Source organism: Lacticaseibacillus thailandensis DSM 22698 = JCM 13996 (genome assembly GCF_001436135.1).
Taxonomy (GTDB): domain Bacteria; phylum Bacillota; class Bacilli; order Lactobacillales; family Lactobacillaceae; genus Lacticaseibacillus; species Lacticaseibacillus thailandensis.
On sequence record NZ_AYZK01000001.1, the window covers coordinates 759,785 to 782,967 of the forward strand.

At 52.6% G+C, this 23,183-nt stretch carries 20 protein-coding genes and 1 tRNA gene; all 21 read right to left on the bottom strand.

The features are described 5' to 3' along the window. Positions 1-36: 36 nt before the first annotated feature. Entirely contained in the window at positions 37-1,065 is a 1,029-nt protein-coding gene (locus tag FD19_RS03450) for a sugar-binding transcriptional regulator (RefSeq protein ID WP_056969125.1), read from the bottom strand. Positions 1,066-1,502: 437 nt separating this feature from the next. After that, positions 1,503-2,093 (bottom strand): ATP-dependent Clp endopeptidase proteolytic subunit ClpP, encoded by a 591-nt coding sequence (gene clpP, locus FD19_RS03455; protein ID WP_054750897.1) that lies wholly within the window; start codon positions 2,091-2,093, stop codon positions 1,503-1,505. A gap of 391 nt (positions 2,094-2,484) precedes the next feature. Beyond that, positions 2,485-2,556 (bottom strand) — tRNA-Arg (locus FD19_RS03460). A gap of 102 nt (positions 2,557-2,658) precedes the next feature. After that, a complete protein-coding gene (gene whiA / locus FD19_RS03465) occupies positions 2,659-3,603 on the bottom strand; it encodes a DNA-binding protein WhiA (protein WP_056969126.1) in 945 nt (314 codons plus the stop codon). Positions 3,604-3,607: 4 nt separating this feature from the next. Next, complete coding sequence (locus FD19_RS03470; RefSeq protein ID WP_054750896.1) at positions 3,608-4,642, bottom strand: gluconeogenesis factor YvcK family protein; 1,035 nt, start codon at positions 4,640-4,642, stop codon at positions 3,608-3,610. Next, positions 4,639-5,523, bottom strand: coding sequence for an RNase adapter RapZ (rapZ, locus tag FD19_RS03475; RefSeq protein WP_056969127.1), 885 nt, complete (start codon positions 5,521-5,523; stop codon positions 4,639-4,641). Before rapZ ends, FD19_RS03470 begins: the two co-directional genes overlap by 4 nt. A gap of 134 nt (positions 5,524-5,657) precedes the next feature. Beyond that, positions 5,658-6,200, bottom strand: coding sequence for an HdeD family acid-resistance protein (locus FD19_RS03480; protein WP_235804135.1), 543 nt, complete (start codon positions 6,198-6,200; stop codon positions 5,658-5,660). A 69-nt stretch (positions 6,201-6,269) separates the two neighbouring features. Further along, on the bottom strand, positions 6,270-9,125 hold the full coding sequence (uvrA, locus tag FD19_RS03485; RefSeq protein WP_056969128.1) for an excinuclease ABC subunit UvrA: 2,856 nt from the start codon (positions 9,123-9,125) through the stop codon (positions 6,270-6,272). Positions 9,126-9,175: 50 nt separating this feature from the next. Further along, positions 9,176-11,179, bottom strand: coding sequence for an excinuclease ABC subunit UvrB (gene uvrB, locus FD19_RS03490; protein ID WP_054750894.1), 2,004 nt, complete (start codon positions 11,177-11,179; stop codon positions 9,176-9,178). 277 nt (positions 11,180-11,456) lie between these two features. Next, positions 11,457-12,101 (bottom strand): HD domain-containing protein, encoded by a 645-nt coding sequence (locus FD19_RS03495; RefSeq protein WP_056969129.1) that lies wholly within the window; start codon positions 12,099-12,101, stop codon positions 11,457-11,459. A 269-nt stretch (positions 12,102-12,370) separates the two neighbouring features. Continuing rightward, positions 12,371-14,101 carry a phospho-sugar mutase gene (locus tag FD19_RS03500; RefSeq protein WP_054750892.1) on the bottom strand — a complete coding sequence of 577 codons (1,731 nt, stop codon included), beginning with the start codon at positions 14,099-14,101 and terminating at the stop codon, positions 12,371-12,373. Between the two features lie 260 nt (positions 14,102-14,361). After that, positions 14,362-15,312: a thioredoxin-disulfide reductase gene (gene trxB / locus FD19_RS03505; RefSeq protein ID WP_054750890.1), complete on the bottom strand. Its 951-nt coding sequence runs from the start codon at positions 15,310-15,312 to the stop codon at positions 14,362-14,364. A 195-nt stretch (positions 15,313-15,507) separates the two neighbouring features. Next, positions 15,508-16,527 (bottom strand): NAD(P)H-dependent glycerol-3-phosphate dehydrogenase, encoded by a 1,020-nt coding sequence (locus tag FD19_RS03510; RefSeq protein ID WP_056969130.1) that lies wholly within the window; start codon positions 16,525-16,527, stop codon positions 15,508-15,510. Positions 16,528-16,537: 10 nt separating this feature from the next. Beyond that, entirely contained in the window at positions 16,538-17,374 is an 837-nt protein-coding gene (gene lgt, locus FD19_RS03515; protein ID WP_054750889.1) for a prolipoprotein diacylglyceryl transferase, read from the bottom strand. Between the two features lie 28 nt (positions 17,375-17,402). After that, positions 17,403-18,350 (bottom strand): HPr(Ser) kinase/phosphatase, encoded by a 948-nt coding sequence (gene hprK, locus FD19_RS03520; protein ID WP_054750888.1) that lies wholly within the window; start codon positions 18,348-18,350, stop codon positions 17,403-17,405. Positions 18,351-18,435: 85 nt separating this feature from the next. Then, positions 18,436-19,074: a TIGR01906 family membrane protein gene (locus tag FD19_RS03525; RefSeq protein WP_056969131.1), complete on the bottom strand. Its 639-nt coding sequence runs from the start codon at positions 19,072-19,074 to the stop codon at positions 18,436-18,438. Continuing rightward, on the bottom strand, positions 19,074-19,856 hold the full coding sequence (locus FD19_RS03530; RefSeq protein ID WP_054750886.1) for a TIGR01457 family HAD-type hydrolase: 783 nt from the start codon (positions 19,854-19,856) through the stop codon (positions 19,074-19,076). The genes FD19_RS03525 and FD19_RS03530 overlap by 1 nt, the downstream gene beginning before the upstream one ends. Before the next feature lie 15 nt (positions 19,857-19,871). After that, on the bottom strand, positions 19,872-20,621 hold the full coding sequence (locus tag FD19_RS10015; protein ID WP_054750885.1) for a YutD family protein: 750 nt from the start codon (positions 20,619-20,621) through the stop codon (positions 19,872-19,874). Positions 20,622-20,659: 38 nt separating this feature from the next. Then, the gene (locus tag FD19_RS03540; RefSeq protein ID WP_054750884.1) at positions 20,660-21,265 is read right to left on the bottom strand and encodes a metallophosphoesterase; all 606 of its coding nucleotides are present in this window, start codon (positions 21,263-21,265) and stop codon (positions 20,660-20,662) included. Between the two features lie 27 nt (positions 21,266-21,292). After that, positions 21,293-22,039, bottom strand: coding sequence for a YibE/F family protein (locus FD19_RS03545; RefSeq protein WP_056969132.1), 747 nt, complete (start codon positions 22,037-22,039; stop codon positions 21,293-21,295). Next, on the bottom strand, positions 22,032-23,111 hold the full coding sequence (locus tag FD19_RS03550) for a YibE/F family protein (protein WP_056969133.1): 1,080 nt from the start codon (positions 23,109-23,111) through the stop codon (positions 22,032-22,034). The genes FD19_RS03545 and FD19_RS03550 overlap by 8 nt, the downstream gene beginning before the upstream one ends. Between the last annotated feature and the right edge of the window lie 72 nt (positions 23,112-23,183).

A 23,183-nucleotide genomic window follows, 5' to 3' on the forward strand; every position in this document is an offset into this window, starting at 1 on the left:
CTTTAGGAAATAAAAAAGTTTTATTTTAAAGGGCGTCTAACCCATTAAAATCGATTGTGCAGCACCCGCATCCGTGATCAACCACGTTTGCTTAGGTGCGTGTTGCATGTACGCCTGAATTGCTTGGGCCTTGCTCTGGCCACCCGCAATTGCAAAGACATACGGAATTTGATCAAGATCCTTAATCCTCAAACCGATTTTCGGGATCTTATACACCACGTTGCCCGCCGCGTCAAAAAACGTACCAAACGCTTCGGCCACCGCGTGATGGTCGCGCAGCAATTGCAAAATATCATCCGACATCCGTCGGCGTTCTGCCATTGCTAACGCTTCCCCTACACTATGAATGACTACCGAGCTCTTGTCAATGAGTGCTAAGACTTCCTTAACGCTCGGCTCATTGAGTAACGGCTGGTAAGTCTCCTCGCTGACATTTTCCGGAATGTACAACACCCGGTAAGTGCCCCCGGTCGACTGGGCCATCGCCGCCGCCACTGAGTTGGCTTGAATGGCGACCGTCTCACCAACCCCGCCCCGTGCGGGGACAAAGGTCAGTTCTCGGCCGGCAGACAACTGGAAGTTCATCCGACTAGCAGCTCGTGCTAACGTCGTACCACCCATGACCGCGATAATTTGCTCACCTAACGGCAACATCACTTGCATGGTTTGTGCTAACGCCGTACCCATGTCATCCAAAACCCGTGCACTTTGATCGGCATCACCAGGTACGATCAACACATGATCGATTCCCAAACGTTCAGCTAGTTGTTTCTCACTATCCTGAACACCAAGCATCTCGTTCATGAACTGATCCATACTGGTGAAAACATCCCGTCCCCGCGCAGTCAGCACCACCCCACTTTTGGAGCTGTCGAGCAATCCTTGCTGCCGCAGAAAATCAATGTCCGTACGCATAATCCGTTCCGACACGTGCATTTGGTCGGCAAGTGAACGTCTTCCCACCGGTTCCATCCAACTAACGTACTGAAGAATCTGATAGCGTTTCGTCACTACCGCGACCATATCGGGCGCGATCGATCCCAGCCATGCGAACTCTGAGTTCATCGTTTGTTCCTTCTTCGAGTGGGACATTATGCGGCCAACAGGCCCACATAGTGACCCATCGTCAACAAAAAAATTAAGGATTACCGGTCTGTATCCGCTCTCCTTACCAACGGTTATAATTATAGCACGGCAACCGCCATAATCAACCTTTTACCGGTTAAACGCGCGCAAAAGCGCCCAAAAATTCGGCTTTACGTAGACTATCTGTCCATTTCACAAACAAAGTTCGTGTTTTTGCTCGTAGGGAGGGCCATTTACCCCCACTTGGCCAGTTCGAAGTTCGTCGACCGACTAATTCTACTTTAATAATTGGTCAATTCTTGCCCCATGGGTCGGAAATTGTCCCTCCGCCATCCATCACTGAAGCCGTAATGGGCAAACAAAAAAGCATCGCCCAACGAATGGCGATGCTTTTACTCTTAATCAAAACGATCCGATTACTGATCCTTGTTCTTGTTAACCAGAATGTCATCGATCAAGCCATAATCCTTAGCTTCCTGGGCAGACAAGTAGTGGTCACGTTCAGTATCTGCACGGACCTTCTCAATGTCTTGGCCAGAAGCATCAGCCAGCATCTTCGTCAGCTTCTCACGAGCCTTCAGAATTTGCTTGGCAGCAATTTCGATTTCAGTCTGCTGGCCCTGGGCACCACCAAGTGGCTGGTGAATCAAAACTTCGGAGTTAGGCAAAGCAAACCGCTTGCCCTTCGTCCCACATGCCAACAGCACACTGGCCATGGAGGCAGCCATACCAATGGCAATCGTCTGCACATCGGACTTGATGAAGTTCATCGTGTCCAAGATCGCCAGGCCGGAAGTAATGACCCCACCTGGAGAATTGATGTAGAGGTAAATGTCCTTAGTGTTGTCCTGCGCGTCCAAGAACAGCAACTGTGCAATGATGGAATTAGCCATCTGGTCGTTGATTTCACCAGACAGCATGATGATCCGGTCCTTTAACAGACGGGAATAGATGTCGTAAGCACGTTCGCCCCGACTTGTTTGCTCAATAACTGTAGGTACAAGCATGGTTTGTCCCCCTTTGGTTGATACATTAATTTTAGCACTATTTAGGTTACAGTGCTAAGAGTACACTAAACGTCAGCAAAGGTCAAACTAATTTGGCATAAACCTCACCTACGTTACCCGGCCCCAAAATATTTGCGTCTCTACCGTCATCCGTCATTCTCATTAAACAATGCTTTACTCGTGGTAATCTCAACTCTTACTGTCACTACTTTGTACCTACCGAACTAGGACTAAGATTAGCAAAAACGACCCCACCCCTGGTAGCATGCAAACAACGGCGTTGAAAGTCCCCTAAAAACCGTTAACGATAGGCAAACACTTTTTTTGCGCTAAAAAAAGCCTGATTGCTCAGACTTTTCTTTGCGGTACTTTGCGTTAAATACCTCTATACTGCGCAGCCCGGGAGTCGAACCCGGATTTCGAGAACCGGAATCTCACGTGCGATCCATTACACTAACCGCGCAAAAGTACTTAACTATATTATCGAACTGGCAAGAAAAATGCAACCATGTATTATGAATAACTTTCCACAAACGTGATTTTGTTGGTGACCACGTACCGCAGTCTACGTTCCCTCATGACGAACCCGGTCCGCCATTTCGTTGAGCTTGCGCAGCCGGTGGTTAATACCCGACTTGGAAATGACGCCGCCGGGGGCCATTTCCCCCAGCTCCTGCAGTGACACATCGGGATGGGCCAACCGCAAAGTCGCGGTCTCCCGTAACCGTGGTGGGAGGTTGTCTAATCCCACCGTCTCGGCAAGGAAGTTAATGTTTTCGATTTGGCGCTGTGCCGCGTCAATGGTCTTGTTCAAGTTGGCCGTTTCGCTATTCACCAGCCGGTTAACCGAATTACGCATATCGCGAATGATGCGGACATCCTCAAACTTCAACATGGCACTCGTAGCACCAATAACGTTGAGAAAATCGGCAATTTTTTCCGCCTCTTTAAGGTAGGCAATGAACCCACTGCGGCGTTGGACCGCCCGGGCATTCAAATGAAAGTGGTTCATCATGGTCAAAATGTCGGCGTTGTGGTCCTCATACAGGGAATAAATCTCCAGATGGTAGCTACTGGTCTCGGGGTTGTTGACCGAACCGCCCGCTAAAAACGCACCGCGCAAATACGAACGCATCCGCTGTGGCTCTGACATGATGGCGTCTGAGATCGACGTGTTGATCGTCAACCCCGTGGCGGCCAAAATATCCATATCCTGCAGCATGGGCTGCACGCCCTGGACCAGCCGCACCACGTACTGATTATTCTTCTTCAGCTTCATTTTGCGCCGCACGCTCAAAGTAGCTTCCTGATGGTAGACCTGCTTAATTAGCGAGTAAATGCGGCGCGCAATCGCCGGATTTTCCGTGACCACGTCTAACCCCAGCTGGTGGCGAATGATAGTCAACGTACCATTCATCCGGATCAACGCCGACAGTTCGGCCTTCGCGTGTTCTGGGTGCACCTCTAACTGCGTTAGTTCTTTTTTGACCAAACTGGCAAAACTCGCCACGGGATCAACCCCTTCGCTGTGAACCCACCTGTAACTCCAGGTTCAAAATTTCTCGTGCTACCTTTTGTCCATCGTGGAACACCCCACCGTCGCGGAGCTTCAGGAAGTCAGATGAAATCACCCGACACCCCATCGCCCGGAGGCTAGCGTAGTCGGACTGCACCGGTGTGGAAATTTCCACGTAACGGTCACGGTCCAAATAGTCAGCCGGTACCGGCTCGATGTTGACCAGGACGGTATCCACAAACTTTTGCCCCAAATGCCGTTCCAATACCCGTACGTGGTCGGCATCAGTGAAGCCCTCAGTCTCGCCCTTTTGGGTCATGATGTTAACGATGTAAATCACTTCTGCTTTGGTCTTTAAAACCGTCTGGCCCAGATTATGGATCATCAGGTTCGGCAAAATGCTGGTAAACAAACTCCCCGGGCCTAAAACCACCACGTCCGCATCCATAATGGCACTAATCACCTGGGGTTCAGCCATCGGCAACGCTCCTTGCGAAGCATCCCCATCGTTAGGCGTGACCCACACTCGCTGGATATGCTTACCGGCCGCCGTAATTTCCGCCTCACCAGCCAGGGTCGACCCGTCACTGAACTGCGCGTTCAGGGTCAACGGCGTGTTGCTCGCCGGGTAGACGTGCCCATCAACTTTGAGTATCTTGCTCAGCTCCTGCACGGCCGCAAACACCCCACCGCGCATTTCGGCCAAAGCCGCGATTACCAGATTACCCAGTGCATGACCGCTGAAAAACGAATCGTCACTATTAAACCGGTACTGAAAAAGATCCCGGTATAACTGCGGCTGGTCTGACAGAGCCACCAAGACGTTGCGAATATCACCAGGTGGGACCACGTTAATGTAATTGCGGATGATACCACTAGAACCCCCGTCATCGGCGACGGTTACCACCGCAGTGACGTCAGCATCCTGCTCATGCAGACTCTTCACAATGACAGGTAGGCCGGTACCCCCACCAATAACCACAACTTTCGGGCGCCGCGCATGAACCAACTTAATCTCCTCCAAATCGCTCATGACCGGTTCACCCCTTCTTTATGCTTATTGACGTCCCGGTGCGAAATATCGACCGTGTAGTGCTTGCGCAGGTGTTCGCCAATCCGCCGGGCAAAGGCGACGCTCCGGTGCTGCCCACCAGTACAACCAATGGCAATCGTCAGGCTAGTCTTGCCTTCCTTTACGTACGCCGGCATAATCGTATCCAGCATCGTAATATATTGCTGATAAAACTTTGCGGCTAGCGGGTTACCCATGACGTAATCATACACACCCTTGTCCAGACCAGTTTCTTGCTTCAGTTCCGGAATATAGAAGGGATTGGGTAAGAACCGTACGTCCATTACGATATCCGCGTCGATTGGCAACCCGTACTTAAAGCCAAAGCTCATGACTTCGACATGGAATGTAGTTTGCTTCTGGGTCTTGAACTCGGCAAACAGCCGTTCACGCAATGCGCGCGGCGTCAACGTGGTGGTGTCGATCACTAGGTCAGCGTGGCGCTTCAAGTCGCCCAACAGGTCCCGTTCCTTAGTGATGCCGTCCATGAGCCGACCATCCATCGCTAACGGATGAGCACGCCGCGTCTCTTTATACCGGGAAACCAGTTCAGAATCGGTGGCATCTAGAAAGAGAATGCGGAGGGTCAACCCCGGCTTGTCGCGCATATCGACCAGAATATCACCCATCTGGTCGTAAAAAGCACGGCTACGCAGGTCAACTACCAGGGCAACTTTGCTGACCTTACCCGTTTGCTGCATGAGTTCCCAAAATTTTGGCATCAGTGCCGGGGGCATGTTATCGACACAGAAATAACCTAGGTCTTCAAAAGACTGCATGGCAACCGTTTTGCCGGCGCCAGACATTCCCGAAATAATGACAATTTCCATTTTTTCCGCCATTGTCAGTTTCCTCCGTCCTATCCGTATAACAGTATACCAAATTGACGCCGCGTCCAAGGGCCCAACTCAGTGCAAAGAAAAGCCATTACCACTGACCGTAGTAATGGCGCATACATATACGTAACAGAAATCGCCTACTGTGCCCGCGCAAACGCGACCAGGATGGCGTTAATGCCAAACAAAATCAGGTAGATGGAGACGATGCTGGCCAAGGATACTGCGGCCAGCACCGGCTGCATGAACAGCAGGAGTGCGACCAGCAAGGTCAGGACGTCCAACACGATTGAGACCAGCATCCACCCAGTACCAAAGTTGCGCAGGTGCCCGACGTTTAGCAGGTTGGCCACCGAATCGATTAGGAACCACACCGCAAACAGTGCCGTCAGACCCGCAATGCCTGCTGGTACGTTGAATAGGAACAACACACCAAGGACTAAATCCACGAGCCCTGAAAGCAGTGACAACCAGGACAGGCGCCGGTTAAACTCACGTAAGTGCGAGAATCCCGCCAGAACGGTGATTCCCCGGATAATCGCCACGCTCGCGAATAGTAGCGTCAACGTCACCAAACCGATCTGCGGATGCCGGATGAAGAAAATACCAGCGACAATGAACAGCACTCCCGTCAGTAATTCGCCCCAGTCGAAGCCCCAGGCCCTGCGCGTGTTAAACATCATGGTCAATACCTCCAATTTGCCTTTACTGGCATTGTGCCCGTCTAACCGCTGAAATGCAAGCGCATTCCGTTATTTTTTCGCCTGCGCTGCCGCCCGCGCTTTGTCACGCTTAAGCATGGGGCCCAAGTACTGGCCCGTGTAACTTGCCGGCACCGCGGCGATCTGCTCCGGCGTCCCCGTAGCCACGACGGTACCACCGCCATCGCCACCCTCGGGACCGAGGTCGATGACCCAGTCGGCACACTTAATGACGTCCAGGTTGTGCTCGATGACCAGCACGGTGTTGCCCTCATCGACCAAGCGCTGTAAAACGCCCATTAACCGGCCAATGTCATCAGTGTGGAGCCCCGTGGTGGGTTCATCCAAAATGTAGAAGTTCTTACCCGTACTCTTTTTCTGCAGCTCACTAGCGAGCTTCATCCGCTGCGCTTCACCACCAGACAAAGTGGTAGCGGATTGACCTAGGGAGACGTAACCCAAGCCAACGTCGACAATGGTCTGCAATTTCCGTGCAATCTTAGGAATTGGGGCAAAAAACTTCACGGCCTCATTGACGGTCATGTCCAACACTTCAGAAATGTTCTTGCCTTTATAGGTCACTTCGAGCGTTTCGGAATTGTAACGCCGTCCATGGCAGACCTCACAAGGCACATAAACGTCAGGCAAGAAATTCATCTCAATCTTGATGATCCCATCACCCTTACAGTTTTCACAGCGACCGCCCTTAATGTTGAAGCTGAAGCGGCCCTTCTTGTAGCCACGCAACTTCGCCTCGTTCGTTTGGGCAAAGAGACCGCGAATATCGTCAAAGACACCCGTGTAGGTCGCCGGGTTACTCCGCGGAGTGCGGCCAATTGGCGACTGGTCCACGTCCACCACTTTGTCGAGGTTTTCCCAACCGGAAAGGGACCGGTATGCACCAGGCTTGTTGGAATTGCGGTTCAGCTTCTGCTTCAGCACCCGCTTCAGGATGTTGTTGACCAGTGTCGACTTGCCCGAACCAGAAACGCCGGTGACCGCCACTAACTTACCCAGCGGAAAGTTGACGTTGATGTTCTTGAGGTTGTGCTCCTTGGCCCCTTTGAGAACAAGCTGTTTACCGTTACCTTTGCGACGCTCAGTCGGCACCAGAATAAACTTCTTGCCGGACAAGTATTGGCCCGTCAATGAATTAGGGTTAGCGGCCACTTCGGCCGGCGTCCCGGCGGCCATGACGCGACCACCCTTTTCACCGGCACCCGGACCAATATCGATGATGTAGTCCGAAGCACGCATAGTATCTTCATCGTGTTCAACAACGACCAAGGTGTTGCCCAGGTCGCGCATCTTTTTCAGTGAACGAATCAGCCGGTCGTTGTCCCGCTGGTGCAACCCGATGGATGGTTCGTCCAGGACGTATAGCACCCCGGACAGGTTAGACCCAATCTGGGTAGCCAACCGAATACGCTGCGCTTCACCACCAGATAGCGTCCCCGCCGCCCGGGACAGCGTGAGGTAATCCAACCCCACGTTGATCATGAAGGTCAAGCGGTCCACCACCTCTTTAACAATGGGCTGTGCAATGACCGTGTTCTGCTCTCCCAGCTTAATGTGCTTAAAGAACGGGAGGGCGTCCTTGATTGACAAGTCACTCACTTCAGCAATGTCCTGGCCTTCAACCTTTACAGACAGCGCGGCACGGTTAAGCCGTTTGCCGTGGCAAGCGGGACATGGTAACGCGGTCATGAACATCCGCATCCGTTCCGTATTAAACATGCTGTTATCCGCGTGGTAGCGCCGGTCAACGTTGTTCACGACCCCCTCAAAGGTCGTGTCCAGATCGCGCACCCCACCAAAGTCGCTGTTGTAGTGAAAGTGGAACTTGTGCTGGCCGTTACCGTACAACACGATGTTCTGTTGCGCCTTGGTCAGGTCCGCAAACGGCACGTCCATGGGAATGCCAAACGCGTTGCAAGCTTGTTCCAGTAAGCTCGGGTAGTATTGCGTACTGATGGAGTTCCACGGCGCAATGGCCCCCTGTGCAAGCGTCAGAGTGCGGTCGGGTACGACCAGGTCCACATCGACGTTGAGTTTCTCACCTAGACCATCGCAAACCGGGCAGGCCCCAAACGGCGCGTTGAAACTAAACAACCGCGGTTCAACTTCACCCACCGAAAAGCCACAAATAGGGCACGAATAGTGTTCGGAGAAGATCAGCGGTTCCCCACCGATCACGTCCACGTTGGCGTAACCATCGGACAACCGCAGGGCGGATTCGACAGAATCGAAGAGACGGGAACGGACTTCGGGCTTCACCACGATGCGGTCCACGACGATATCGATGTCGTGAAACTTGTTCTTATCCAGCTCGTACTTGGGGTCAACATCGACAATTTCGCCGTCAACCCGCATTCGCACGTAGCCTTCACGCTGAATCTTGGCGAACACTTTCTTGTGTGCACCCTTTTTGTGCCGCACGACTGGACTCATCACCTGAATACGACTGTGGTCCGGTAACTTCATCACGCGGTTGACCATCTGTTCTACCGATTGACTCTCAATCTTGGTACCGTCATTAGGACAGATAGGCGTACCGACACGTGCCCACAACAGCCGCAGGTAGTCGTTGATTTCAGTCACCGTCCCCACCGTACTACGGGGGTTCTTGGACGTTGTTTTTTGGTCAATGGAAATAGCGGGCGACAACCCATCAATAGAGTCCAAGTCCGGCTTGTCCATTTGCCCTAAGAATTGCCGGGCATATGACGATAAGCTTTCAACGTACCGCCGCTGTCCTTCAGCGTACAGCGTATCAAAGGCCAATGAGCTTTTACCCGAACCGGACAGGCCGGTCATCACCACCAGCTTATCCCGGGGAATCGTGACGTCGATATCCTTCAAGTTATGGCTACGTGCACCGTGAATAACAATCTGATTATTTGACAAATTCCTTTACCTCTACAAACTAACCACACCACAACGCATGGCCCTCTGGATTACTTGGCTGCTTCCAGTTCCAGGATCGTATCCCGCAGGCTCGCAGCCTGCTCAAAGTCGAGCTTCTTGGCGGCCTGCTGCATCTGCTCGCGCAGGTTCTTGACCAACTCAGCCCGATCCTCTTTGGACATATCCTCCATGTCTACCTGGGTGACACTCTTACCCGCATCATCGTCCGTCGACTTCTCCACCGCACTGATGGCGTCGCGGATTGGCTTGACGATCGTCTTAGGGGTAATGCCATGATCCCGGTTGAACTTTTCCTGAATTGTCCGCCGCCGGTGCGTTTCGTCGATGGCGGCCTTCATGGAGTCCGTCACCTTATCCGCATACATGATCACCTTACCATGTTCGTTCCGGCTTGCGCGCCCAATCGTCTGGATCAACGACCGCTCGGCACGCAGGAAGCCTTCCTTGTCCGCGTCCAGAATGGCAATTAACGACACTTCCGGTACGTCGATCCCTTCACGTAGCAAGTTGATTCCTACTAGCACATCAAACTTGCCCAACCGTAAGTCGCGGATAATTTGGGCCCGCTCCAGGGTCTTGATATCACTGTGCAGGTACTTGACCTTGATGCCCATCTCTTTGAGGTAATCGGTCAGGTCTTCGGCCATCTTTTTGGTCAAAGTCGTCACAAACACCCGCTCGTGCTTCTCGACCCGAATGTTAATTTCGGACACCAGGTCATCGATCTGGCCCATGATTGGCCGCACTTCGATCGTAGGATCCAACAACCCGGTCGGCCGAATAATCTGCTCGGCGATGTCCTTCTTGGGTACCCGGTCCATTTCGTACGGACCCGGGGTGGCAGACACGTACAGAATTTGGTTGACGTGCTTTTCAAATTCATCAATTTTCAGCGGCCGGTTGTCCAGGGCGCTCGGCAGACGAAAACCGTAGTCGATGAGTACCTGCTTGCGGGCCTGGTCACCGTTATACATACCGCGAATCTGTGGCATGGTCACGTGGCTTTCATCAACCATAATCATGAAATCCTTCGGGAAAAAGTCGAGCAACGTGTACGGTGGCTCACCCGGTTTACGGCCATCCATGTGCCGTGAATAGTTTTCAACCCCGCTGGTGTAGCCCATTTCGCGCAACATCTCAATATCGTAATTGGTCCGCTGTTCCAACCGTTCGGCCTCCAGCAACTTACCCTGATCACGTAACTCCTTGAGCCGCGCATCCAGTTCGGCGCTGATACTATCAATGGCACGTTCGAGCTGATCTTTATTGGTCATAAAGTGCGTCGCCGGAAAAATGGCCACGTGGTCACGTGTTCCCAGCACCTCGCCAGTTAATGCGTCCACTTCCGTGATCCGGTCAATTTCATCACCAAAGAACTCGACGCGGATCGCGTGGTCGTCAGTGTTAGCCGGGAAAATTTCGACCACGTCACCCCGTACCCGGAACCGCCCACGTTGGAAGTCAATGTCGTTACGGTCATATTGAATATCAACTAATTGCCGTAAAAGGGCGTTACGGTCAATCTCCAAACCAGGATGCAAACTGATCAAGTGATCAAAGTATTCCTTTGGATCACCTAACCCAAAGATGGACGAGACCGACGCTACCACGATTACGTCGCGGCGCTCCAGCAGGGCACTGGTGGCCGCATGCCGCAATTGGTCGATCTCATCGTTAATGGACGAGTCCTTTTCAATATAGGTATCAGAACTCGGCACGTAGGCTTCGGGCTGGTAATAATCATAGTAAGAAACAAAGTATTCGACCGCATTATTCGGGAAGAATTCCTTGAATTCACCATACAGTTGACCGGCCAGGGTTTTATTATGTGACAAAATCAGCGTCGGCCGGTTTAGCTGGGCAATGACGTTACTCATCGTAAACGTCTTCCCGGTCCCGGTGGCCCCCAGCAAAATTTGTTCCTTCTCGCCGCGCTTAAAGCCATCAACGAGCTGTTTAATCGCCTGGGGTTGATCCCCTGCTGGCTTATATGGTGACTGTAAATCAAACAATTGCTCGTTTTGTTCTGCCATAACAACACCCTCCTCACAACAACCATACGCCATTGATGGTCACAAATAACTATTTTAATTAACTAACGCCAAAAATAGAGCGTCGCGGCAGGTAACCCTAGCGCCACGCTCTATGGTAACTGGTGCAACTCATGTTATCAGCGTACAGCCATAACACTCTGCGCTTATTTTAGCATAGCGAACATATTTTCGCTACCTGTAGTCGCGGCGTACTGCCGGTGTATCTCATAATCGCCAAAATGTAGCATTTCCCACACATTCCGCTACTTTGCTAACGCTATTGGTCATCGGCTTGCGCCAAGGTATCCGCCGTCACCGACTCCAGGTGCTGCTTATCGGCAAAGTTTTCGTGTAACATGTCGGGCAAAATGTGGTCTAAAAAGTACTGGACGCAGGCTAATTGCCGAAACTGCAAAATGGTCTTCAGGCTTTCCCGGTAGATATCCAAGAAGACGGGTTCAGGATTACCCTTCTCAATTTCACCAAAGCCCTCGTACATTAGGTCCACTTTGTCCGCCACGCTCAAAATCTGACCCTCGAGGGTGTCATCCTTGCCCTCACCTAGACGGCGCCGATAAACGTCCTGAAATTCAGGCGGAATTTCACCCACAATAAAGTTTTCCGTCATGGATTCCTCAACGTCTGCCAGCAGGGACCGCAACGACTTGGTGGCGTATTTGACCGGCGTTTTAATATCGCCAATGAAACGTTCCGTGTAGTCGTGATTCAACGCCTTTTCGTACAAGCGTTGCCAGTTAATGGTGTGTCCCGCCTCCTCCTCAATGTCGCCCAACATTTGGGCAATTGAGGCAACCTTGAAACTGTGTGCCGCTACACTGTGCTCCTCATACTTGAAGAAGCCGGGTGCCCGGCGCAACGTTTCCAGGTTTGTTAACCCCGTAATGTATTGGTGTAACCCCATCGTCATGACCTCCTCGCTTAGCCGGCCACATGTGCCAACCGTCGCTAAATTGTTCCAAAGGATAGCACAAATAGCGCATGATTACCAATCGGGGCAGCCTGTCCGCAAATCCGGCTAGTTGATGGAGACCTTCATGAAATTACCCCGTCACTGATTGCTACCTGTATCGGCTCACCAAATAGACGCCGGCCCCACGCACTGACGACAGCACCAAAAAGGGCGCGGACCCCATCTCGGTGTCTGCACCCACAAAACAATGCCGATTGACGTTATTCGGCTTCAGCCGCAAAGGCGTGCAACGCGTCAGCGTAACCCGCCAACTTGTCTTGCGCTGCCTGCTCACTGTCACCTTGGACCCCAATGTAGAATTTCACCTTGGGCTCCGTACCACTTGGACGAATGGCAATCCACGTGCCATCAGTCAGGTAGTACTTCAACACGTCGGACTTGGGCAAGGTCAACTGACTGGTCTCACCCGCACTAGTCCGGGCTTGCCCACTCAGGTAGTCTTCCGTCCGTTCAATGGCTGTGCCCGCAAACTGTGTAGGGGCCTCTTCACGGAACTTAGTCATCAGCGCTGCCATTTGCTTAGGACCGGTCAAACCACTAAATTCTAGTGACGTTGTCCGTTCGGAAAAGTAACCGTACTTGGCGTACAAGTCATGCAGCCCGTCAGCCAAAGTCTTGCCCTGTTCCTGGTAGTATGCAGCCACTTCCGCCAGCAGCAACGTTGACTGGACGGCATCCTTGTCCCGTACAAATGGCTTGATCAGGTAACCGTAACTTTCTTCAAAACCAAACAGGAAGGTGTGGTCATGGTGCTGCTCAAAGCCGGCAATGGCATCCCCAATAAACTTGAAGCCAGTTTCTACCGTGATCATCTGCACACCATAGTCAGCACAAATCTTGTCAGCTAACTCGGTCGAGACGAAACTCTTCACTACCGCACCATTAGCCGGCAACGTACCAGCCTGTTTCTTAGCTTCCAGAATGTAGTGTAGCAATAAGCTGGCGATCTGGTTCCCAGTTAGCAGGTGGTACTCGTCACCAATACGTACCGCCGCGCCCAGCCGGTCAGCGTCAGGATCGGTAGCAATCAGTAAGTCAGCCCCGATACGCCGGCCTTCCTTGATGGACAGGTCAAAGGCTTCCGGAAATTCTGGGTTCGGGTGGGTCACCGTAATAAACTCAGGGTCATAGATGGCTTGCTCCTTAACCATGGTGAAGTTAGCAAAGCCGGCGCGCTGTAGCGAACGCATTACCGGAAACTTCCCGGTACCGTGCAGCGGTGTATAAACTAACTTCATCGTGGCCCCAACACGCTTAACCAAATCGTGGTTGATCGTGACCGTAGCTACGTGATCCAGGTAATCCTGGTCAACATCCTCACCAATCAGCTGCATCATGCCGCTGGTCCGCAACTCGGTTTCGTTGGCGCGGTCAATGCCAAACAGATCGGTGACTTTGCGTACATACGTGGTGATTTTGTCGGACGCTTCTGGTGGCAGTTGCCCGCCATCGGCTCCGTACAACTTGTACCCGTTATACTGCTTAGGGTTGTGACTGGCCGTAATCATGATACCCGCAAAGGCGTGCAGGTCACGCACGGCAAATGACAACTCCGGTGTTGGGCGCAAACTGTCGAAGACAAACGTCTTGATACCAACCGCACCCAGTACCTGAGCCGCAACGTGGGCAAACATTTCCGAATTGTGCCGGGAGTCAAAACTGATAGCGACCCCCGCCTGCTTGGCATCAGCACCAAGTTCATCCATGTACCGGGCCAAGCCAGCAGTCGCCTGCGCTACCGTGTACTCGTTAAACCGGTTGATTCCAGCACCATAGGTACCACGCATGCCGGCCGTCCCAAAGGACATCGGTACGGCAAAGGCATCCTCGCGCGCCTCATCATCATGCGCAAGCCGCTGCATGTCGGCCCGCAGTTCTGGCGAGAGGTGCTCCTGCGCCGCCCATAACTTGTATGTATCTTCAAAACTCATTGAATCCCAACCTCGCTTTGTATTATTGACGTCCCAACGCCAACTTCAATGACAACATACATATCATACCAGATGAATTCGCTTTCGCAACGCGGTTCGCCAACGAACAGCCGCTTTTTAATTAAATTGAAAGACACGGGTAATACGTTGGACTTTTTTGACGGTCAAACAGCTTATCGCGTTTGATTACTAGCGGTACATGGCAGGGCACAAAAAAGGCCAGCCCCGCGAGGACTGACCCAACCTCAATCAAATTAAACTTACTTGGCCACCGCTGCCAGGTCCTTGTCCGCCAAGTCCTGGATGTAGTTAAAAGCACCCTGACCAGCGAGCCCGCCTTCACCAACAGCCGTAGCGATTTGCCGCAGGTTCTTAGCACGCACATCACCAATTGCAAAAATTCCGGGTACGGTAGTCTTCATCTGATCGTCAGTAATGACCCAACCTTGGTCATTAAGGATACCCAGGTTCGTGAAGGCGTCCGTCATCGGCTTAATGCCGACATAAATGAAGACACCCTTAGCGTTCAGTTCGTGCTCTTCGCCAGTCACCTTGTCGCTGTAACGCACGCTGGTGATGGCGTTGCCGTCGCCCTGAATTTCTTCAAAGTTGGCGTTCCACACAAACTTCATCTTGTCGTTAGCAAACGCCCGCTTCTGCAGAATTGCCTGCGCACGCAGCTGGTCACGCCGGTGAATAACCGTGACGCTCTTTGCCATTTGGGTCAGGTACAAACCTTCCTCAATGGCCGAGTCACCACCACCGACCACAACGACGTCTTCATCCTTAAAGAAGGCTCCATCACACACGGCACAGTAGGAAACACCTTTGCCGGCGTATTCTTCCTCGCCAGGCACACCCACGTGCTTGTGTTCGGCACCCGTTGCGATGATGACGGCCTTGGCAATGTAATCACCATCATCCGTGTGCACGGTCTTGGTGGCGCCATGATCCTCGACGCTCGACACGTTACCGTAACCGTACTCCGCACCAGAATTAGTGGCACTGGCGTACATCTTTTCGCCTAAATCAGGACCGAGAATGGACGTAAAGCCCGGGTAATTTTCAATTGCAGCCGTGTTGTTCATCTGGCCACCGTAAATTCCCCGATCCAACATGAGCACAGACAGGTTAGCCCGTGCGGCGTACAAAGCTGCAGTCATCCCACCGGGGCCGGCACCAATAATAATCACATCATATTTTTTTGCCATGCGTTTCATCCCTTATCCCTTTGTCGTTTCACTTACGTTTTGTAAGTCGTTACAGTCAATATACACGCATTCTACCAAAAAGTAAAGGCATTGTCCCCTAACCAGCAGAATTGGGCACCCCCCAATACACAAACAGGCGGTCCAACAACTTGTGCTGGACCACCAGTGTGTGCAAAGCGTGATCACTCTTTGAAATTAGTTATCAAACTCCGGTTTAGCATCGCGGGCCATGAGTTCCTTAATAACGGTATTAATGGGCTGCTCTTCATACAATACCGAGTAAATGGCGTTCGTGATCGGCATATCAACGTGTTCCTTCACGGCCAATTCGTGGGCCACTTTGGCAGTCGAAACCCCTTCAACCACCTGCCCCATGTTGTCGAGTACATCCTGGAGCCGTTCACCATGCCCAAGCTGGTTACCAGCACGCCAGTTACGTGAGTGTTCACTCGTGGCGGTAACAATCAGGTCACCCACCCCGGACAAACCCATAAAGGTCTGTGGGTCAGCACCCATCTTGACACCTAAGCGGCTAATTTCAGCCAAACCACGCGTAATCAGGGCCGCCTTAGTGTTGGCGCCGTAACCGAGGCCAACCGCCGCACCCGCACCAATGGCAATCACGTTCTTCAACGCAGCCCCCATCTCAACACCAATGACGTCGGTATTGGTGTACAAACGGAAGTAGTGGTTAGCAAAGATGGCCTGGACCCGCTGTGCGGCCGCCAGGTCCTTAGAGGCAGCGGTCAACGCCGTTAAGTCCTTGGTAGCCACATCTTCAGCATGACTGGGGCCAGAAACAACCACCACGGCCTGTCGGTTAGCGGCAGGAATCACGTCGTCGATCACCTGCGAAATGCGCATGTAGCTACCCTTTTCCAAACCCTTAGCGAGTGAACCCAAAATCGGCTTGTTGCCGGTCCTTTGCAGAATTGGCAGTAACTGTTCAGCAGTGCCCCGGACGACGTTCGTCGGCACAACGAACAGCACTAATTCCGCACCATCCACCGCCGTAGCCAAATCAGATGTCGCTTTCAGGTTAGGGTTCAGCCGGAAACCGGGCATATAGTGCTCGTTGGTGTGTTGGTCATTAATTTCACGAGCATCCTTTTCCAGGTACGCCCAACTGGTCACATCATGACCGTTTTCCACCAACATGTTCGCAACAACGGTCCCCCAGGAACCAGCACCTAAAACAGCAACTTTTGTAGACATAATCTGATTTTCACTCCTTATTATTGATCGCAGCGTTGAGATTACCCTCTAAGTACCAGGGTGCAGCGCTCCGATAACGACGATAGATCCACACGGCCAGGGCCCCAACAAACAGGATGACCGACAACAACTGGGACACGCGTAGGTTACCCACGAGGTACAAGCTATCCGTGCGCATGCCTTCAACAAAGAACCGGCCAAAGCTGTACCACATGACGTAGGTGAAGAATACTTCCCCCTGCTTGAACAGGTGGTGCCGGTGGCGAATCAACATAATAATCACAAAGCCGATGACGTTCCAACACGACTCATACAGGAAGGTCGGTTGCCGGTAGGCCCCGCCGATGTACATCTGCTGGATGATCCAGTTGGGGATATGGAGACCGGCCAGAAACGCCCGGCTGGTGACCCCACCAAAGGCCTCTTGGTTCATGAAGTTGCCCCACCGCCCGATAGCTTGGGCAATCATCACGGTGGGTGCCGCAATGTCGAGCACCAACCAGATAGACAGGTCATGAAGCCGACAGTAAATGATAAACACCAGTGCGGACGCAATCAGGGCACCATAAATGGCAATGCCACCGTGCCATATTGCAATGATCTGGTCTGGATGTTGACTGTAGTACTGCCACTCAAACGCCACGTAATAGGTCCGTGCGCCAATAAGTGCAAACGGTAGCGACCATAATACTAGGTTGAGAATATGGTCCTCGCTTACGTCACGCTTTTTGGCTTCCCGAATCGCTAAGTATATAGCTAGTAACACCCCACAGGCGATGATGATGCCATACCAGTGCACTTCCAATGCGCCCAACTGCAACGCAATGGGATTTAAAGCTGCAAACATCGACAAACTCCTTTAATGACTGGGCCTGTTAGTGCGCCTCATCTTCCGCTTCGTTATGCGAGATGAGTTGCGCCAAGTTGGCCTTGAATTTCTCCGTCGCGTCAAAACCCATCCGCTTGGCACGGAAGTTCATCGCTGCGACTTCAATAATGATGGCCAAGTTACGCCCAACACGGACCGGCACGGTAATTCGTGGTACCGGTACGTTCATGATTTCCTGCGTATCCTCTCCGGTACCTAGCCGATCAAACGTCTTATCGTCTGACCAGTTCTCCAGGTGCACGATCAGCGAAATGCTAGTAGCCGACCGCACCGCGCCAGCGCCAAAGAGGTCCATCACGTCGATGATCCCGACCCCACGAATTTCCAGCATGTGGTCCAAAATTTTCGGTGCTTCACCAATGACGGTGGTTTCATCTTGCTGGTGCACGTCCACACGGTCGTCGGCAATCAGCCGGTGACCACGCTGCACCAATTCCAACGCGGTTTCAGACTTACCAATGCCAGACTCACCGGTGATCAAAATCCCCATCCCGAAGATTTCCACCAGGACTCCGTGGATGCTATCACGTTCAGCTAACTCACCATCAAGGTAGTCGGTAATCAATGAAACCAACCGGGTCGTTGGTAGCTGCGAACTCAGCACCGGAATGTGCGCCTTAGTGGCAGCTTTAATCATTTCTGCGGGCGCGGATAACCCCCGCGAAACCACAAACGCCGGGGTGTCAGGGGCACACATCTGCTCCAACACCTTGATCTGACTGTCCTTGTCCATGTTTTTGGTATACGACGTTTCCGTCCGCCCAAACAGCTGTAACCGTTCGTGCGGATAATAATTGAAGTACCCGGTCAGCTCCAAACCAGGGCGAGAAATATCACTGACGGTAATGCGCCGCTCGTCCAGGTACTCCTGACCACTCACTACATCCAAATGACCGGCCTTCACCAGGTCGGCAACCGTGACGTACTCAGCCATGACGTAACCTCCGTTTCGTGTGTCTACGGTAATTTTACCATAGAAAGGCGCACCTCCGGCTAATGCGTTACATCACTACCCCAATTTATTGGTGACGCCGGGCATCACGGCGTCCCCATCGCAAGATGACTACTAGCGCCACGATCAGTAATCCAAACCCCAACACAAAGCAGGCGGCAAAGAATCCTTCCGGCAACACGTTGATGATTGGATCCAACGCCGGGTCAAACTCCCAATCCTGGTTACGGAACAGCACTTCGTGAAAAATGACGAAAAAACCGTTAAAGTTGATGCCCATTGCCACCAGTAAGGCCATAATCACGGCGAGCCCGCCCCAAGCGCTGGTGCGTAACACGTACCCTTGCTGATTTCGCCGCAACTGTTGCAGCCACCGCCATGAAAGTGGTAACGACACGACCATCACTATTAGGTTCAAGACAAACAAATGCTGCACGTCGGCAAAGTGGGTGGCACCGTTAACGCTCACCCGAAAATCAGGCAACCATAACCGGTGCACCCAGGGCATGTACAGGTAGGACCACATATTGAGGTAATTATGTAACAACCGCGCCGGACTAACGCCCGCCACACGGTCCAGGTGGTCCCAACGAATCCACCCCACGAAGAGCGGGATGGAGCACAGGGTCACCACCACGATGATGGTACTAATTAGCGCTAACCACAGTAGCAACAGCCGCCCCCAGCGGCGCCCGCGGCTAAGCATTAAACCTCCCAGTCATCCAGGCTATCTACCTGGTCGGTTGGCTGGATTTCTTGCCGGGCTACTTGCTCCTTGGTGGAAATGCCGGTGTACACGAGCAGGGTGCCCGTTCCGGCGTTGATTCCCGCTTTGATATCCGTGTTGTAATTATCACCAACCATCGCCACATCCGCAGCGTCCAAACCCATTTTTGCCAGCGCGGCGTCCATAATTGGCTGACGGGGCTTTCCAATGTAGAATGCCTGTTGTTGCGTTGAGCGTTCCACCAGCGCAATCACCGAACCAGCACCAGGCACCTGCCCCCGCTCGTTAGGCAGGTTGGTATCCTCGTTGGTCCCGATGAACATCGCCCCGCGCTGAATGGCCAGCGTGGCCAACTCGAACTTGTGGTACGTCACGTCGTAGTCCAACCCGACGACCACGTAATCAGGATCGAGTTCATTCATCTTGATGCCCGTGCTCAAAATGGCTTTCTTGAGGCCAATTTCACCGATGATGTAAATTGACTTGTTGCTAACATCCCCATGGTTGACCTTCAACAAGTAACTGGCCGTCGCTAGTGATGGCGTATACACTTGATCTGGCGTGACGTGGATATCATGCTTGGACGCCAAAAACGCGCAGACCGTCTCTGGTGTCCGCGTCGTGTTGTTCGTCAAAAACAGGAACGGAATACGCGCTACCTGCAGCCGCTCGATGAAACGTTTAGCGGCTGGGATACGCTCGTTACCCCGATAAATGGTACCGTCCAAATCAATTAAATAGCCTTTGTATTTACTCACGATTAATAATCTACTCCATTATTTACTTTGTTTGTCATCCAAGCGCCGAATTGTAAAGCGCCGCCCTGATTGACCCTGCTTCGTGGTTGCCACTTGGTGGTGTCCCCGTTGCGGCTGCTTTGGTTCCGCCCGGCGCTCAGTATACGGATGCTGTCCGGAAGATTCATGGTGCCGCCGCTCACTGCGACGATGTTCAGCGTGTCCGTCACCATTATTGCCGGCTTGCGTATGCTTATGCGCATCATTGTTGCGCCGACGCCGCCGGTGACCTTCTTCTTGACCCTTACCAGCGTGCTGGTTGGACTGCCGGGTTTGCTTACCATCGCCTTGGTTTTGCCGGTCCTCACTGTGACGCCGCCGACCACGTCCACCCCGGTGGGACCGCTTGCGCTTGGGTTTGGCCGCTGGAGCATCCAGCCGTTGCAACACGAAGTACGCACAGCCAAAGTTGCAATACTCGTAAAGATAATCCTCCAGGTGACTAATTATCTGGTCAGACGCAGCCTGATTATTGTCGTCGTTATAGAAGCCCCGTAACCGTAGCTGGTCGTAGCCCCAATCACCGACGATATAATCATACTTAGCCAGGATATCATCATATCGCGTGTTGATAGTCTCCCGGTCAACCGCGTCCTTGTAGTCATACACAATTTGGTAGCGTCGACCATCGATGGTCAGCATGTCGGGCGCCACTTGAATGACACGCGGCGGCACGGTCGGTGTCTCCGCGGCCGCCTTACTAGCTGGTTTTTCTTCTGCTTGAGCCAATCAACTCCACCTGCCTCTCTCCTATTAAGTACCTAGTTTTACATACGATTCTTAGCGTTAGCCGCCCACTTAGCCTGATAAATGGCCTCAATTTCCGGAACGGTCAACGGGCTGCCCCACGGTAATGGGTGCGGTAACAGCGAACGTTCAGGCGAATCCACCCCCACATTGATGTTCTCCGCTTGGTACACAGAGCTGTTATGAATGTGACCGTGCAGATTCAGAACCTGGTGCACAATGCCCATCATCATCGGATAGTGGGTCAAAAATAGCTGCCGATGGTCGGCTTTGATAATGGTACCCACATCATGAAACGTGAATTTATCCTGACCGTGCCATTGTGGATCGTGTTGGTGCAGGTACTTAAACAACGCCCGGTAGTCGTGGTTGCCCTTAATTAGCACCATGCGACCATGTAGCTGCTCCAGAATGGCCAAAACCGATGCGTTAGTCGGCACGTTTTCCGGGTTCATGGCGATATCACCCAAATGGTACACGATGTCATTATCGTCCACCCGGGCATTCCACGCGTCGATCATCGCTTGGTTCATCGCGTCAGTCGACGGAAACAGCCGGGGGGCAAATTGGTTATTACCCAGTAGGTCGCGGTGAAAGAAGTGTGTATCCGCAATAAAGAAAATCATAAACACGCCTCCTACATAAGCACCATTCTAACCCTTCTGCGCCCGACCCGCACGTGCACGGCGGCCTACCACCCAGGTGGTGACGGGCACCGTCAGCACAACGGCTACCACCGAGAAAAGCACAGTCAGTAATTCCGCTACAAAAATCTTGTTGTTGAAAACCTCCCATAACGGGTACTTAAGTTGGCTGAACCAGATGAACAATCCTGCAAAGCCGCCAAAAAAGCCGAAAAACAACGTGTTAATAGCCGTGCCGATAATCTCCCGGCCCATGCGCACAATACCCGCATGATCACGCTCCACGTCCAGTTCGTTGATGCCCGCAGCTACAGCAATCGCCGCCTCCGCAATTGCCCCCAAAGTACTGAGCAACGAGGCCGCAATCATGATTTGCTGGAAGCGCACGCCAATTAGGAGCTCCATGCCCTCGAGGTCCTCGCTGTCCTCGGCCCCGAAGCCAGCGGCGTGACTGTGAATCACTACCACTAGGACTAATACCAGCAGGCCCAACATAACAATAATGGCTGAGACGAACGCCGGGCCCGCCACGTTGATGTCGCTGTTGGTCAAGAAAATCGTGGCCGCTAAAATTAGCAACCCGGCGACAGCGGCTACCCACACGGGTGAAAAACCGCCAGCCATCAAGATCACGCTGATCATCAGCACCAGACTATTTAAGATCAGGCTCATAAAGATGCTTAAACCGCGTTTACCACCGACCGCCACTAGGAGAACGAGCAAGGCCAACACTAGTAACAGCATACTATTATTCATCAACCGCCACCCCCCGCCGGTTACGGGCAAACAAGGCCGCCAAACCACTAGTAATGGGTACGGCCAGTACGATACCAAAAGCGCTGATCAGGGACTGAGCAAAGCCGAGCCCCATGACCCAGTCAACTGTCTGCGCAATACTATTGCCATTGCGTAGCCACAGAATGGATTCGCCAAAGGTGTCGGCAATAAAAATCATGAACAACACGGCAATCAGTGGACCCATGACTGCGCGCCCAATATCCATCCCGGCTTTGAACCGTTGCCGCGCACCACCGTTCAACTGGAAAATGGCGACCGAAATATCGCTCGTTTCGTCGAGTACGGCCCCCAGGGAACCCACGATGATCTCCACGTAAAACAGTAACGCCGGTGACTGGGTCACGTACCGCACCTGTTGTAAATGAATGCCGCCATAATTGGTGGCCGTCATAATGCCGTAGCCAAGCGCGACGGCACCAATCGTCGACAAGAGGGTCGCCGCCCCGATGACCAAGCCCACGGGTCGCCAGCCAATGACGAACAGGACGGTCACGATGGTAAAGATGACGACCAAACTAGTAAAGATGGCCCCACCATAATTACCGCCAAGGTGCAGATCCAAATGAATGGCCCCAAAAAAGAGCGCCGTGTTGGCCGCAATCGAGACGATGATCACCACCGCATGCTTCGCTGCCAGCAGGCAAATCAACAATAGCGTGATGGCTAACAGCACACCTAAAACGACGTCACGCTTATTATCCCGAAATTGGTAACTGTGCCCAGAATGAGTCAAAAACACCTGGTTGCCCACTTTCAGCGGACTGTCTAAGGCACCGGAGCGCGTATAAGTATTGCTAAAACGCACGGTTTGGCCACGCCGACCAGTGTTCAGCAACCGGCCAGTCACCGTCTGCTCGGTTTGGTAGTCAGTGTTGTTGTATGAATCAACTTCCTTTTGTGCTTTATGGTTGTGCACCGCCGTAACCTGCGCAACGGGAACTGAGTAAAGGCTGGCATCGTGCCGTAACCCCACACCCACCATTAATACCAAGGCGGCGGCTACGAGCCACCACCACCAGTGATTCTTCATCATTAGCCTTCTTTCACCAATTAACATTATTTATACTGGTTAGACTGGTCGAACGAGGGCCATTTTGTCCTG